Source organism: Streptomyces sp. NPDC003327, from assembly GCF_053589515.1.
Window position 1 is genome coordinate 69,967 of record NZ_JBSFSA010000012.1, and the last position, 14,659, is coordinate 84,625.

12 protein-coding genes and 1 tRNA gene are annotated in these 14,659 nt (G+C 72.1%); 8 read left to right on the forward strand and 5 right to left on the reverse strand.

Annotated features, from left to right (window positions below; genetic code table 11):
• The first annotated feature begins 79 nt into the window (after positions 1 to 79).
• The 3 genes from ACWDVG_RS13735 to mycP all read left to right on the forward strand — a co-directional run bounded on the left by ACWDVG_RS13735 (position 80) and on the right by mycP (position 3,382).
• Complete coding sequence (locus ACWDVG_RS13735; RefSeq protein WP_451699315.1) at positions 80 to 550, forward strand: hypothetical protein; 471 nt, start codon at positions 80 to 82, stop codon at positions 548 to 550.
• Between the two features lie 94 nt (positions 551 to 644).
• Positions 645 to 2,111 carry a hypothetical protein gene (locus ACWDVG_RS13740; RefSeq protein WP_451699317.1) on the forward strand — a complete coding sequence of 489 codons (1,467 nt, stop codon included), beginning with the start codon at positions 645 to 647 and terminating at the stop codon, positions 2,109 to 2,111.
• Positions 2,112 to 2,128: 17 nt separating this feature from the next.
• On the forward strand, positions 2,129 to 3,382 hold the full coding sequence (gene mycP, locus ACWDVG_RS13745) for a type VII secretion-associated serine protease mycosin (protein WP_451699319.1): 1,254 nt from the start codon (positions 2,129 to 2,131) through the stop codon (positions 3,380 to 3,382).
• A 14-nt stretch (positions 3,383 to 3,396) separates the two neighbouring features.
• On the opposite strand, the gene ACWDVG_RS13750 is transcribed toward mycP, so the two are convergent.
• From ACWDVG_RS13750 to ACWDVG_RS13760, 3 genes are read right to left on the reverse strand one after another with little or no spacing between them, the layout of a single operon-like run.
• Complete coding sequence (locus ACWDVG_RS13750) at positions 3,397 to 5,502, reverse strand: serine/threonine-protein kinase (RefSeq protein WP_451699320.1); 2,106 nt, start codon at positions 5,500 to 5,502, stop codon at positions 3,397 to 3,399.
• 42 nt (positions 5,503 to 5,544) lie between these two features.
• Positions 5,545 to 7,728, reverse strand: coding sequence for a protein kinase domain-containing protein (locus tag ACWDVG_RS13755; protein ID WP_451699321.1), 2,184 nt, complete (start codon positions 7,726 to 7,728; stop codon positions 5,545 to 5,547).
• 47 nt (positions 7,729 to 7,775) lie between these two features.
• Positions 7,776 to 8,684 carry a serine/threonine protein kinase gene (locus ACWDVG_RS13760; RefSeq protein WP_451699407.1) on the reverse strand — a complete coding sequence of 303 codons (909 nt, stop codon included), beginning with the start codon at positions 8,682 to 8,684 and terminating at the stop codon, positions 7,776 to 7,778.
• Between the two features lie 452 nt (positions 8,685 to 9,136).
• Here ACWDVG_RS13760 and ACWDVG_RS13765 point away from each other — a divergent pair, with 452 nt between their 5' ends.
• From ACWDVG_RS13765 to ACWDVG_RS13785, 5 genes are read left to right on the forward strand one after another with little or no spacing between them, the layout of a single operon-like run.
• Entirely contained in the window at positions 9,137 to 9,562 is a 426-nt protein-coding gene (locus tag ACWDVG_RS13765; protein ID WP_451699322.1) for a hypothetical protein, read from the forward strand.
• Positions 9,563 to 9,576: 14 nt separating this feature from the next.
• The gene (locus tag ACWDVG_RS13770; RefSeq protein ID WP_451699323.1) at positions 9,577 to 11,910 is read left to right on the forward strand and encodes a hypothetical protein; all 2,334 of its coding nucleotides are present in this window, start codon (positions 9,577 to 9,579) and stop codon (positions 11,908 to 11,910) included.
• Positions 11,911 to 11,954: 44 nt separating this feature from the next.
• Positions 11,955 to 12,626: a hypothetical protein gene (locus tag ACWDVG_RS13775; RefSeq protein WP_451699324.1), complete on the forward strand. Its 672-nt coding sequence runs from the start codon at positions 11,955 to 11,957 to the stop codon at positions 12,624 to 12,626.
• Positions 12,627 to 12,670: 44 nt separating this feature from the next.
• Positions 12,671 to 13,348: a hypothetical protein gene (locus tag ACWDVG_RS13780; RefSeq protein WP_451699325.1), complete on the forward strand. Its 678-nt coding sequence runs from the start codon at positions 12,671 to 12,673 to the stop codon at positions 13,346 to 13,348.
• Positions 13,349 to 13,386: 38 nt separating this feature from the next.
• Positions 13,387 to 14,043, forward strand: coding sequence for a hypothetical protein (locus ACWDVG_RS13785; protein WP_451699327.1), 657 nt, complete (start codon positions 13,387 to 13,389; stop codon positions 14,041 to 14,043).
• A 31-nt stretch (positions 14,044 to 14,074) separates the two neighbouring features.
• On the opposite strand, the gene ACWDVG_RS13790 is transcribed toward ACWDVG_RS13785, so the two are convergent.
• Positions 14,075 to 14,458 (reverse strand): hypothetical protein, encoded by a 384-nt coding sequence (locus tag ACWDVG_RS13790; RefSeq protein ID WP_451699328.1) that lies wholly within the window; start codon positions 14,456 to 14,458, stop codon positions 14,075 to 14,077.
• A 75-nt stretch (positions 14,459 to 14,533) separates the two neighbouring features.
• Positions 14,534 to 14,608, reverse strand: a tRNA-Cys gene (locus ACWDVG_RS13795).
• Positions 14,609 to 14,659 lie beyond the last annotated feature (51 nt).

A 14,659-nucleotide genomic window follows, 5' to 3' on the forward strand; every position in this document is an offset into this window, starting at 1 on the left:
TGTCGTCGTCCTTGACTACAGTGGACTTCCGGACTGGGTAGTAGACGCACGGTTGTTCACACGGGGGAGGAGCGGGGGCATGGAAGCCTACGTGGGCGGAATGGCGTCCGGGATGCGGACGCAGGCCGTGAAGTACAGCGCCGACTCCATGGAGACGTTCAAGAAGGGCGTCGAGAAGCTCATCGCGCAGCTCGACGGCTCCGAGGCAGGCGCCGGGAACCTGAAGGCCGACCCGGTGACGCGCTCCCAGTTCGGCGGGGGCGGCGCGGCCTGGGGCGAGGCGCAGGGCGCCTACCAGGCCTACGACGAGGTCCTCGGCAAGCTCGTACAGCTCTCGGGTCTGCTCAACGACTGCCTGGAGGGGCTCGGCATCGCCGTCGTCGCCTCCCAGAACAGCATCGAAGAGATGGACGACGACATCAAGCGCAAGATGATCCAGATCCACCAGCGCACCTATGACGCCAAGGAGAAGGCGGACAAGGAAGCGGGCCGCGGACCGGGAGCGAGCGGACAGAGCGACACGACCGAGGGCGACACCTCCCTCCAGTAGGCGGGCGCGCGGACGGAATTTCGGGGACACGGGGAAGAGGCGAGAGATGAGGCCTGCAGAGGGCGGCGGAGGCGGCGGTACCAACTTCCGCGGCATGTCCCATCAGCAGATGTTGGCGTGGCTCGACGAAGCGAGCAGCTTCAACGTGGGCAGCGCGGCCCGGCGGCTGAAGACCGTCGCGGACCAGTTGGAGATCATCGCCGACCAACTGCGCACCAGCATGAGCCGGATGGACTGGGAGGGCGAGGCCGAGAAGGCCTTCGTGGAGTGGGCCACCAACGTGGCGAACTCGACCACCGCCCTCGCGATGTACAGCGCGCGCGGCTCCGTCTGGATGACGGAGAACGCGGCCGCCATCTCCCACGCACAGAGCGCGATCCCCCGCTACACGGACACCACGGCGGCCAAGGCGAACCTGGAAGCCGCGCAGAAGTACCGCAACGACCCCGACTCGGAGACGATCGCCCGCAAGGCCAGCCAGCAGCTCGCTGCGATGGAGGCCAGGGAGGACGCCAACCGGGAGGCGGCCGCGGACGAGATGGTGCGCCTCTCGCAGGCGTACAAGTGGTCCAGCTTCCAGATGGGGAACGAGCAGCCGCCGACGTTCCCGCCGCCGCCGGGCGCGTTCGTGCCGGAGAACGCCGGCACGGTCGGAGGCGACTCCTCGTACATCGGGTCCTCTCAGGGGGAGAGGTACTCCACCGGTACGGACACGGGGACGACGAAGCAGACCCCGCGTCAGCAGCACGACATCCCGTCCACGCCGGACACGAACGTGATCCCGCCCAAGGGTGACACCGACGGGCCGACCCAGGTCGTCCGCCCGGAGGTCCGGCCCGAGGTGCGTCCCGACGCGCCCGTCGACCTCGGCATCGACAGCGTGGGCACGCTGCCGCCGACCACGACCGGCCCCACGACGCAGACCCCCGGCGGCCCGCCGCCGATGACCAAGCCGGAGGGCGGCACGCCTCCGCTCCTGACCACGACCACCGGCATCCCGCCCTTCACCGGCAAGGGCGGCCCGACGACCCTGCCGCCCACCGGCCCGGTCACCGGCGGCACGCGGAACACGCTGCCCGGTGGCGGTACGCGCGGCCTGCCGTACGGCACCGGCCCGGTGTCCGGCGCCCGCGACGGCATCAGCGGCGGCCGGCCCGTCCCCACCACACAGGGGCGGACCTCGACGGGCATCCCGCGCAGCACCGTGATCGGTACGGAGCAGGGCGGCCGCAACGGCACGGGCATGGGCCGCGCCCCCCTGGGCGGCGGCATGGGCACCGGCATGGGCGGCGGCATGGGCGCCGGGAACAACGGCATCAGCGGCGGCCGCCGCCTCGCCGGCGAGACCGGCGGTGTCGTCGGCGGCACGGCGCAGCGCGCCGCCGCGACGGGCGGCGCCCGACCGTTCACGCCGGGCGGCACCGGCCTCGTGCGCGGCGCCTCCACCCCGGCGGGCGAGCGGCGCGAGGAGAAGAACGGAGAGCGTCCCGACTACCTGGTCGAGGACGAGGAGACCTGGCAGCAGGGCAACCGCCGCACGGCGCCGCCCGTCATCGACTGATCAGCGCGAGGAAGCAGATGCGTACCAGCAGTATTCGTCGGAGCCGTGCCCGGGTCACCGCCTCGGCCGCCTTGGGGATGCTGCTGGTGGGCATCGCTTCCGTGCCCGCCCACGCGGAAGGAATCCGCGACCAGCAGTGGCAGTTGACCGCGATGGGCGCGGAGAAGATCTGGCAGCTCAGCACGGGTGAGGGCGTCACCGTCGCGGTGATCGACACCGGCGTGGACAAGACCAACCCGGACCTCCGCGGGCAGGTGCTGGACGGCAAGGACTTCGCCGCCGGTCAAGAGTCGGGCGACCAGTTCACCGACTACGACGGTCATGGCACCGGCATGGCCGGTCTGATCGCCGGTACCGGTGCCAAGGACGGCGGGAACGGGGCTTTCGGCCTGGCTCCCGGAGCCAAGATCCTTCCGGTGCGCGTCCCCGGCCTGCAGGCGGGCGACGGCAGCATGGCGGACAGCGAGAAGGACTTCAACCGGGTCATCCCCCCGGCCATCAGGTACGCGGCTGACTCCGGTGCCAAGGTCATCAACCTCTCCGTCGCTTCCACCGCCGGCTCCCAGGCGCTCACCGACGCCGTGAAGTACGCGCTCGACAAGGGAGCTCTCGTTTTCGCGGGTGTCGGAAACTCCGGCGACAAGGGCAACCACATCGCATACCCGGCGGCAACCCCCGGCGTCGTCGGCGTCGGCGCCATCGACTCCAAGCTGAAGCGCATCCCGATGTCCCAGTACGGTGCCCAGGTGGACATCGTCGCCCCCGGCAAGGACGTCGTCCACGCCTGTGGAGGTGGCACCGGACTCTGCCGCGGCAGCGGTACGAGCCACGCCACCGCCCTCGCCTCCGCCGCCGCCGCGCTGCTCTGGGCGGAGCACCCCGAGTGGACCAACAACCAGGTCCTCAAGGTCATGCTCAACACCATCGCGAAGCCCACGGGCGGCGAGAAGCGCAGCGACTACATCGGTTACGGCGCCATCCGGCCGCTGCGTACGCTCAAGACGCCCGGTGACCCCGGTCCGGCCGACGTCCGGCCGATCGACGACCTCACCGAGGCCGCCCCGGAGACCTCGTCCGCGGCGCCCACCGCCGGAGAGCCGGAGCCCGCCGAGTCCTCCGCGCCCGCCTCCGCCCCGGCGCCGGCCCCCGCCCCGCAGGCGGCGGCGGACGAGGGCGGCGACTCCGGTCTGTGGATCGGCCTGGGGATCGGCGCGGCCGTGCTGATCGGTGCCGCGGTCGCCGTGCCCGTACTCCGTTCACGGCGCGGCTGACACCGTCCGGACACTCAGACGCCGAAAACGGGCATCGCCGCGATCCTGCCGCCCCGCGCGACGAAGACGCGGTTGGCGTCGCTGACGAGCTGGTAGGGGCCCTGGCGCTGCATCTTCACGCCGAAGAGGAGGTCCTGGGTGGCCTTGTGCAGGACGCGGACGGCGCTGTCGTCCGGTTCCGGGAACCAGACCGTCGCGCCCGCGACGACGGGGGCGGTGACGGTCGCCCCCATGGTGTCCATGTAGGCGATCCACTCCGTTTCGGGCCAGCGGGAGTCCGGCACCGTGCGGTAGTTGTGGGCGGAGGTGCCGTCCATGGCGAAGACGAGGTCGGCTTCCGCCGCAGGGCTTCCCCAGCCGATGCCGGGGCCGTCGAGGTTGTCGGACTCGCCTTCCCACAGGTGGTCGCCGCGGTCGAGCCTGCGGGCGACCAGCTTCGGGCCGCCGAAGTAGACGAAGTTGCCGCTGATCGCGGGCGCGTGGCCCTCGGTGCCCAGACCCTTGCCCTCCCAGTCCGTCTCGCCCGTGTCCGTGTGGAGGGCCTCCACGTGCCCGTCCCTGCCGTGGATGACGAGCCGCTTCCGGCCGACGGCCGCCTTCGCGGGGCCGTGCGGCGAGCGCGGCAATGTCATGGGGCGGGTCCACGCGGTGGCGAGGGTCCAGGCGTCGAGGGCCCGTAGCTGGTTGTCCCGGGTGACGAAGAAGACGTGGGTGTCGTCGGCGGCGAGGAGGTCGTCGGCGTCCGCATCCGTCCGCCAGACGTGGCGGCCGGTGGAGGGGACGTAGGCGTGCAGGACGCCGTCCTTGTCGGAGCCGACGACGAGCCGGTCGGCGACCGAGACGAAACCGGCGTCGGCGTCGATCTCCCTGGCCCGCCAGCGCTCCCTGCCGTCGGTGACCGCCAAGGCGAGCAGCCCTCCCGTCTTCGCGTGGACGATCAGCACGTCCCGCACGGGAAGGGGGAGTTCGCCGTTCGGGGCGACGACGTCGAGGGGGCCCCAGAGGGCTTTGGGGGTCTGCCCCTGCTCGTTGTCGGCGGTCGAGGCGAAGGCCGCCTCCGGTGCGGCGACCGCGGGCGGCACGTCGGCCGTCGGTGACGCGTCCCCGTCCCGGTTCAGCCACCAGGCTCCGGCCCCGCCGGCCGTGCCGAGCACGGCCGCGCCGACCGCCGCCGCGGTCAGGAAACGGCGCCGGGACGGCCCGGCGGTCGGTACGGCCGTGTCCTCGGGCGCGGCCAGCCGCTTCGTGGCCGCCTCGCGTCGCCTGATGTCCTCAGCGAGCGGACCGCCCCTGCGCCACACACGGTCCGCGCCCTTCGGCGGCGCGAAGGCCTCCGCGATGCGCGGCGGAACGGGACGCAGCGCGGGGTCCTTCGCCAGGCACGGCCCGATGAGCTGCGCCAGCTCCGCCGGGACCGCGCTCAGGTCCGGGGCGCCGTGCACGACCTCGTACTGGACCGCCGCCACATGGGCGCCGTCGAAGGTGCGCCGCCCGCTCGCCGCGTACGCGAGGACCGCGCCGAGCGAGAAGACGTCCGAGGCGGGGCCGACGCGCTGCCCGAGGACCTGTTCCGGCGCGCCGTATCCGGGCGTGACCGGGATCTGGCCCGTGGTGGTGAGCGTCAGCCCGTGCTCGGGGCGGGCGATGCCGAAGTCGATGACGCGGGGGCCGGTGGAGGTGAGCACGATGTTCGCGGGCTTGAGGTCGCGGTGGACCAGGCCGACGGCGTGGATGTCGTGGAGGGTGCGGGCGAGGCGGGCGGCGAGCGCGCGGACCGTGGATACGTCCATCGGCCCGTACGCGCGGATCGCCTCGTCGAGCGTCGGTCCCGCGAGGAACTCGGCCGCGATCCAGGGCCGTCCGCCCTCGGTCTGCGCGCCGAGGACCCGCGCGACGCCCGTGCTCGTGACGGCCCGCGCCATGTCGGCCTCGCGGACGAACCGCTGGGCGAGGTGCTGGTCGTGGGCGAGCTCCGGGCGCAGGACCTTGACGGCGGCCGGGGCCCCGGAACCGTCCCGGCCCACGTACACCTTGCCCATGCCGCCCTCGCCGAGGATGCCGAGGAGTCGGTACGGGCCGAGGCGGAGCGGGTCGCCGGTGGTGAGGGGCTGTGGGGTCACGGGATCTTCCGGGTCGTCGGGAGTAGGGGTGGGGTCGGGAGGTCAGGCGAGAGGCAGGGCGAGGACGGAGGTCGGCCCGGCCCCGAAGATCCGGGTCCGGTCCTTGTCCACGACGTGCCGGGTCGTCCGCGTGGGGAACACCCAGGCCGAGCGACGCGTGCCGGTGAGGTCGATCGCGCTGAGACCACCGTGGACGGGGGCGTAGACGTACCGGTCGCCGATCACGGGCACGGTGAAGTAGTCCGGATACAAGGTGCGTTCCGTGGGCGTCTCGGTCCAGTGGCGTGTTCCGATCGCGGCCCTGACCGCCACCATCCCCGCGCGTTCCCTCTTTTCCTGGGCGTAGACGATGCCGCCCGCCGCGGCGGGCAGTCCGAACGAGGTGGAGCCGGTGCCGTACTCCCAGGCGATCTCGCCGTCGGTGAGACGCAGCGCCCGCAGCCGGTCGCCGCCGAGGTACACGTGCTGGTCGTCGGTCGCCAGCTGTCCCGGCTTGAAGTGAGCCGATGAGGTCAGGCGGACGCTCCGCCGCCACAGTTGTCGCCCGGTCCGTACGTCCCTCACCTGGAGGACGAAGGACTCCAGGTCGCCGCTGTTCTTGCCGAGGACCAGCCGGTCGCCGACGACCCGGGAGAGCCAGGGCCGGACGCCGTCCCACTCGTACGGCCGGCGCCAGGCCTCCTTGCCCGTGCGCAGGTCGACGGCGAGCAGGTGCCAGCCCCGTTCGTCGTCCTCGTCGTCCCGGCTGCCCCGGCGGGACGCGGCGAAGAGCAGACCGCCCGCCGCGGTCAGGAGTTCCGTGCCGAAGCTGGTCCCCTCGAAGCCCTTGAGCTCGATCGTCCGGGCGGCCTCCTGGCCGGTGGCGGGCGCCAGGGTGCGGACGCGCAGGACGCCGGGCCCGTCGAAGTCGCCGTCGGAGACGTAGAAGCGCGTGCCGTCGGTCACGACCTGCCGGGGGTCCGCGGACGCGGTCCACAGTTCGGCGCCGTCGCCGGTGCTCAGCGCCCGGAACGTCCCCCTCGCCGGGAACCCCACCACGTCCCCCGCGACCAGCGGCGTGACGTTCTCCTCGCGGTCCTCGGCCGGGCCCGTCCACAGGGCCGCCGGAGCGCCGTCCGAGGCCGTCGTGGCCGGGACGGCGGTGGGCCCGGTGGGCGCCGTGGCGCCGGAGGCGGAGGGTGGGGCGGAGGGGCGGGAGGAGAGCCAGGCCCAGAGGCCGCCGCCCGCCGCCGAGACGCCGAGGACGGCCCCCGCGCCGGAGGTGAGGAGGCGGCGCCGGGAGAGCGGGGTGGCGGGGGCGGTGGGGGCCGTCGCGGTGGCCGCCGGGGCCGGGAGGCGGTGCGGGGAGTGGAGCCACACGTCGGTGGCGCGGCGGGCGATGTCGGCGAGGACCAGGGGCGGGAGGTGGTCGGCGAACTCGCCGTGCCCGTCGTGGAGTCCGTGTACCAGGGCGGCGGTACCGGGGCGGGCGGCCGGGTCCTTCGCGAGGCAGGCCGCCAGGAGCGGGCGCAGTGCGGGCGGCAGGCCGGTGAGGTCCGGTTCGGCGTAACGGACCCGGTAGAGGAGGTCCGCGGGGGAGCCGGTGCCGAAGGGGCCGTGGCCGGTGGCGGCGAAGACCAGGACCCCGGCGAGGGCGAACACGTCCCCGGCCGGGGTGTGTTCCTCGCCGCTCGCCTGCTCGGGCGACATGAAGGCGGGGGTGCCGGCCGCCGCTCCCGTACGGGTCAGGTGGTCGTCGCCCGCCGCGCGCGCGATGCCGAAGTCGATGATCTTCGGCCCGTCGGCGGTGACCAGGACGTTGGAGGGCTTCAGGTCCCGGTGGACGACGTCCGAGGAGTGCAGCTGGGCGAGCGCCCCGGCGAGGGCGGCGCCGAGGGCGCGGACGGTCGGTTCGGGGAGGGGGCCGCCGAGGGCGACGGCGTCGTCGAGCGGCGGGCCGAGGACGTACTCGGTGGCCAGCCAGGGCGTCTCGGCGAGCGGGTCGGCGTCGACGACGGCGGCGCCGTGCCGGGCGCCGATGATCCGGGCCGCGTCGGTCTCCAGCCGGAAACGGCTGCGGAACGCCGGGTCGGCGCCGAGCCGGGCGTGCATCGTCTTGAGCGCGACGGTACGGCCGCCGGGGGTGCGGGCCAGGTAGACGGTGCCCATGCCGCCGGAACCGAGGCGGGCGAGGAGGGCGTACGCGGCGACGGCGGTCGGGTCGTCGTGGGTCAGGGGGGACAGCATGGCGTCAGCTTCGGCTTCGGATCCGTGTTCGTGAGGGCTCGGGTGCGTCAGTGCGAGGGGAGGGGCGGGAGTTCGGCGGCGAGGAGCGCGGCCGACTGACGGGCGAGGACGGCGACGACGCGGCCGGGCAGCCAGCCGGGGGCGAGGAGCGTGGCCGCGGAGTTCAGCACGGTCCGGTGCGGGGTCGGCGGGGCCAGCGCCGCCATCAGGTCGGCCGCGGTGGGGCGGTCGGCGGGGTCGCGGGCCAGGCAGGCGGAGACGAGCGGGCGCAGGGCGGCCGGGAGCTCGTCGCGTTCGGGCACGGTGTGGCCGGTGGCGGCGTACGCGAGGACCGCGCCGAGCGCGAAGACGTCGCAGGCCGGGCGGGGGCGGCCGCCCGTGGCCTGCTCGGGGGCGAGCGCGCCCGGGTCGAGGCCGGGCAGGCCGGTGCGCGGCTCGCCGTCGGGGGCGGCGGCCCGGGCGGCGCCGTAGCAGCTCAGCCGGGGGCCGTCGGCGGTGAGCAGGACGGCGGCGGGGGAGACCCCGGCGTGGGTGAGGTCCTGGGCGTGCGCGGCGGCGAGGGCCTCGGCGAGGGCGGTGCCCACGGCCCGTACGGTCACCTCGGGCAGCGGGCCGCCGTGGACGGCGAGGGCCACGGGGAGCGGCAGGGCGGGCACGTAGGGCGTGGCGTACCAGGGGGTGTCGCCGGGGGCGGCGACCTCCGTCACCGGAGCGATCCACGGGCCGATGAGACGGCGGGCGGCGTCGGCCTCGGCGGCGAAGCGGACGGGGTCGGTGCCGGGGAGCGGCGCGGAGAGCAGGACGGTGCGCTCGCCGTCCGCGGAGCGGGCCACGAACCGGCGGCAGGGGACGGGGGGCGCGGCCGTCGGGGAGGACGCGGCCGTCGGGGAAGCCGGGGAGGACGCGGCGCCGGGGGCCGGCGGGTCGAGACGGGTGATCAGGCGGTATGGGCCGATGCGCCGGGCCGAGGCCGCTTCCGGCCGTTCCTCCCGGGCCGGCCGTTCCTCCCGGGCCGGCCTTCGCTCCCGCCCCGGCCGTTCCTCCCGTGTGCGCGCGTGCTCCACGTGTCCGTCCCCCGTCCGTTCAGGCGCCCCGTGACGACGGGGGCGGTACGAGCCTATCGAGGCGCGGGGGGACGGCCGTTGCCGGGCGCCGACGGGCTGGCGGGGAAGGGAAGGGGAAGGGAAGCGGAAAGTCCGGGCTGTCCGGGTTGCGAAGGTGAAGCGGGCCGTGCGGTCGTGAAGATCTCGGAGGTGGCCGGGATTTCCCGGTGGTGAGTGCTCGAACAACCGCCCAGGGGACTACGATCGCGGTGATTCCGCGAGCGCGAAACTTGCGGAGGCGAAGCCGGAACGATCAGAGACACTCGGAACTACCGCCACACCGCCACACCGCCACGGGGGAGAGCATGTCGTTCGAAGAGGAGTGGGCGTCCGTCCGGTCCACGTCCGCGACCAGCGTGAGCATGAGGCTCAACCAGGTCGCCCCCGACTCCGGCGGTGGCGGCGGCAACGCGGACCTCAGCGTCGACCAGGACAAGCTCGGCGCCATCGGCAGCGCCGCCTACGCCCTGCACGGCCGGCTCGCCAAGGACGGCAACCACGCCCGTACCGCCACCTCCGAATCGGCGACGACGATGTCCAGCAACGGCTTCCGCACCGGCTCCGCGATGTCCGCCGTCCAGGAGACCTGGGCGTCCCAGCTGAACACGCTCCTCGACGCCTGCGCCAACATCTCCAACCACCTCGACTACAGCGCGGCCTCCCACGCCAAGGAAGAGGAAGACATCCGGGCGGCCCTCGCCGCGTCCAAGATCAACGAATACCTGAAGTAGGCGGGGGACCAGCTGTGTTGACCTACGACAACGTCTACCACGCGCCGCTCGGCAAGCTGAAGGCCGCGGCCGACGACTGGTCCGAGATGAAGGGCAAGCTCGACAGGCTCGCCGAGGACGCCCGTACGACGATGGCCGCGAAGGCCAAGGACGAGTACTGGCGCGGCGTGAACGCCGAGGTGACCAAGCCCTTCGTGGACAAGACGGCGAAGGAGTTCGAGGACGCCGCCAAGGCCGCCGACGGCATCCACAAGGTCCTCGAGGACGGCTACAAGAACTTCAAGAAGGCGCAGGACGACCTCAAGAGGATCGTCGACACCGAGGCCCCCGAACAAGGCTTCTTCGTGAAGTCGGACGGCACCGTCGCCGCCAAGGAGCCCCTCTCCGAGACCAAGGACCAGGGCGCCCGGCACGACCCCGACTTCCAGGACGCCGTCCGCCGGGAGCGCGCCGCGATCCAGGCGATGGAGCAGCGGATCAAGGCCATCATCGAGGTCTGCGACGAGGCCGACGTGGCCTGCTCCAACGCGCTGCGCGCCAACAACACCGCCGACAAGCACAACTTCAGCGGCCCGAAGTACACGAGCCTCGACGCCGAGGAGGCGCAGCGCGCCGTCGACCTGGCCAAGAAGGGCCGGGACATCTCGCACGAGGAGCTGGTGCGCCTCAACGAGCTGCTGAAGGACAACAGCGGCTCCAAGGAGTTCTCCCGGACCTTCTACGACGGTCTCGGCCCCAAGGGGTCCCTGGAGTTCTTCGGCCAGCTGTCGACCGACACGTACGACTACACGAAGGTCGACAAGGAACGCCTCGCCGACGTCCAGGCCCTCCAGAAGAACCTGGGCCTCAACCTCGCCACCGCCACGCAGGGCGGCGACGCGTGGACGGACAAGTGGTCCGCGGACATGCGCAAGCTCGGCACGGAGCGCATCCCGCTGGTGAAGTACGACAACAACCCGGCGTTCGGCTACCAGTTGCTCGGCGGCATCATGCGCTACGGCGAGTACGACAAGAAGTTCCTGGTCCCGATCGCGGAGCACGTCACCCAGCTCCACGCCAAGGACCCGTACCTCTTCGCCAACAGCAAGCCGATGATCGCCGGCGGGCTCCAGAACCAGTACAACCCGTCGGGCGTGAACGGCGCCGGCTTCGACCCGATGGTCTCGATGCTGGAGGCGCTGGGGCACAGCCCGGAGGCGGCGAAGGAATTCTTCTCGAAGGAGCCGACGTCCTACAACAAGGACGGCAGCGTCGGTGGGACGGTGGACCTGGACCCCAAGAAGGAGGAGAACCAGGTCAGCTACCTGGACTACTTCGCCAACAAGGACTACACCTTCTTCCCCGACATCGACGGTCACGACCCCGACGACGCCAAGAAGTCGGCGGACTACATGCCGGACGCCCTCGGCCACGCCCTGGAGGCAGCGACGCTCGGCCACGCGTGGGACGACCCGACGCCGGAGCTGAAGCGCGACGCGGACTCGGCGAAGATCATGACGGAGGTCGTCTCGAAGTACGGCGGTGACGCCGAGCTGCTCAAGAAGTGGCAGTCACCGCTGGCGGACAGCCTCGGCAACATGGGCGCCGGGTACATCGACGACCTCAACTGGGCTTTGGACAAGAACGCCACGGACAGTCCCTTCTCGCCGACGAAGGACAATGCGGCCCACGCCCAGTTCGGACGGCAGGCGACGGTCGACTTCCTGAGCACTCTGGGCCAGCACCCGGACGCCTATGCCACGGTCTCCACCGCCGAACGTCTGCACACCACCAGCGTGCTCGAGGCGCAGGTCGGCCCGGACGGCAAGATCGACGAGGGGCGCGCGCGGGCCACCGTATTCACCGGGGCCACCCTGCAGGGCCTCCTCGACGAGTCCCGGGGCGCTCAGGTCGAGGCCGAGGGCATGAAGAAGCACGAGGAGTACGAGAAGGCGGCGCAGGCGAAGGCCGGCTGGGTGGAGCTCGGTGCGACGGTGGGCATCGCGGCTGGTGTCGCCTTCCTGCCGGCCACCGCCGCGGTCGGTACCGCGGCCGTCCTCGTACCGCTCGCGGTCGACACCGGCTCGGGCGTCATGGAGCAGCTCGCCGGGCAGGTCATCGGCGACTGGTCGGACAAGTCGATCGAGGACCACAAGGACAAGACCGAGGACGAGATCCACGAGAGCAACAAGGCGATGTACACGGCCGGCCGGTACAGCGCAGAGTCGCCGATGGAGCGGTTCCTGACCTTGCACGGCACCCAGGTGAGCAGCGACTTCCGTCAGGACATGATCGAGTCCGTGAGCAACGGCTATATGAATGGCAACGCCCACGCCAGGCAGACCGGCAACGCCCCCGAGACCGGCTGATCCGCCGCCGGCAGCCCGACTCCACGAGGATCCTGAGGAACACGATGAGAAGAGCGTCCGCCTCCGTTTCGACGGCACTGGCCTTCGGGCTGCTGCTCCTCACCGCCTGCGGAGGAGGCGAGGACGAACCGCAGGTCGCGCAGAAGTGCGACGGGACGCTGTCGCCCGGGGCGGTCGGGGCAGTGGAGTCGGTGCTGGGCACTGAGGCGGTCCAGTGGAGTGGCACCGGATTGGAGCGGGCGGTCGCGGACCTGATCGCCGATCAGGCCGAACCGGGCAGGGGGCCGGGGGTTCCTCCGATGTGTGAGGTCGAAACCGCCGAGAGTCCGCGGCGCGGTGTCAGCGTCGAGGTCCGGCTGTACGAGCAGGACGACCGCTACGACGACGGCACGGACTGGGCGGCCAATGGCCGGTATCTCTTCGGGATGGGCCGGGAAGCAAGCGCGGACAACAAGAGCGCACACCTCTTCCTGGGGTGCTCCAGCCCCCGCATGAAGGGGTCGGACGAGGAGCCGGCACCCATCCAGGTCTTCCTTGAGTTCGACAAGCCGTCCAAGGGCGCCTTGCCCGCCAACACCCCCGCCACCCGCGAGGCGTACCTCACCGTCCTGCACTCCGTAGCACTGCGGGTCGTGAAGGAGCTGGGCTGCGAGAACAACGCCGGGCTGCCCGAGAAGCCGGTCTTCCAGGTGAAGAAGTGGAAGGGCGAGAAGTAGCCGGGCCGAGCGACTCGACGGAGCACCGAGCGAGGCGGCGGACAGTGAGCGATACGCGCGGGCTGTGGAGGATCGCTGGGGGCGGTCTGGCAGCCGTCCTGCTGCTGACCGGGTGCTCCGGCGACGGGGACGGCGACGGTGGCCCGGGGAAGGACGCCGAGGCCGTGTCACCGGCTGCCCTGAAGAACTGCGGGCAGGTGTTCGGGGCGGCCCACGTCGAGGCGCTTCGGGTCGACCTCGGGGACGGTTTCCAGCCGCACGACCGCTCGCTCACCGAGATGAAGGAGCGGATGCTCGCGGAAGCGCAGGCTTGGAACCCCGACACGGACAGGCTCTCGCGTACGACGTTCCGCCCCTGCCAGATCAAGGGGCGGGTCGACGGGAAGGAAGCCTGGGTCAACGCCACGGTCGGCTGGTCGACGTACGGCGTGGACTTCGTGCGCGAAGGCAAGTACGCGCGTGACTTCCGCGAGGTCGCGAAGGGGGTTTACCTCGACCGCCGCGAGGGGGTCGACGGCCACCCCCTGATCACGCCGTGTACGGTCCCCGGCACCCGATCCGGGCAGGGCGAGGCGCTGCCCCTCCAGGTCTCCGTGGCCGACAAGGACCGAAGGAGCCGGTCCGTGTCCACGGACCAGTTGCTGAAGTCGCTCGCGGAGAACACCAGGACGCTGCTCGGGTGTGCCGAGAAGATCACCGTGCCGGAGAGGCTCTCGCCCTGAGGAACCCGATGGACTTCATGAGAAGAGCGTCCGCGTCCGTGTCGACCGTGCTCGCGCTCGGCCTGCTCACGGCCTGTGGGGGCGACGAGGAGCAGCCGCCTCGCGTCACCGCGGCCCAGCAGTGCGACGGCACGCTCTCGCCCGCGGCGGCTGGAGCGCTTGAGTCCGTGCTCGCCACGAAGAAGTTCTCGGAGGACGGGAGTGGCGGTCTGGAGCGGACGGTCAACGAGGTCATCGAGGATTGGTCGAGGGAAGGCAGGCCGCCTGGCCATCGCGCGATGTGCGAGGTCACTGCCGACGCCACCCCGAAGAACGAGGTCCGGATCAACTTCACGCTGTACCGGGACGGCGACCTGTACGACGACGGCACCAAGTGGACGGCCCAAGGGCGATACCTCTACGGCATGGGCCAGGAATCGAGCACGGACAACAAGTCGGCCCACCTTTTCGTCGGGTGCACCAGCCCGCGACTGCAGGGGTCGGACAAGCAGCCGACTCCCATCGGGAGCGTGCTCAGGTTCGACAAGTCGACCAAGGGCAGCTATCCCGCCAACACCCCCGCCACCCGCGAGGCGTACCTCACCGTCCTGCACTCCGTGACCCTGGCGGTCGTGAAGGAGCTGGGCTGCGAGGACAACGCCGGGCTGCCCGAGGAGCCGGTCTTCCAGGTGAAGAAGTGGAAGGGCGAGAAGTAGCCGGGCCGGGGGGCTCGCTGCCCGGGAGCGTTCAGTCCTCGGCCGTCTCCGGGGCCGGGGCGAGCTGGGAGGCGAGCAGGAGCGTCGTGCGGGTGATCAGGGCCGCCAGGAGGATCGTCGCGACGCCCTCGACGTGGAGCGGGGCGATCTTGGGGCCGAGCCAGGAGATCAGCCACCAGATCAGGGCGTCCTGGGCGTATCCGATCAGGCCGAAGACGCCCAGCGCGGGCAGCGGAACGCGGCCGGAGGGGCCGACGTGGACCAGCTGGTTGAGGACCACCAGGACGAGGGTGGGGACGAGGACGGAGAGGATGACCTCGGCCGTGCCCGTGCCCAGGGTGATCCCCGGCAGCAGCCCCGCGGCGAGGGCCACGCCGGCGAGGGTGGCCAGCTTCCGTCTGCCTTGATCGCTCATGGGCGGACTGTGGCACAGCCGCAGGGCGGATGTGAAGGTTCCGTGAGTCCCGGGCGGGAGATCGTTCCGGACGCTTGGAGACCGTGGCGGGAATCGAACCCACGTCACTCGCTTTGCAGGCGAGCCCCTCAACCACTCGGGCACACGGTCGGGTGTTGGTGCTTCGGTGACGACCGTAGGGCGGGGGCGGAAGGGGCTCAA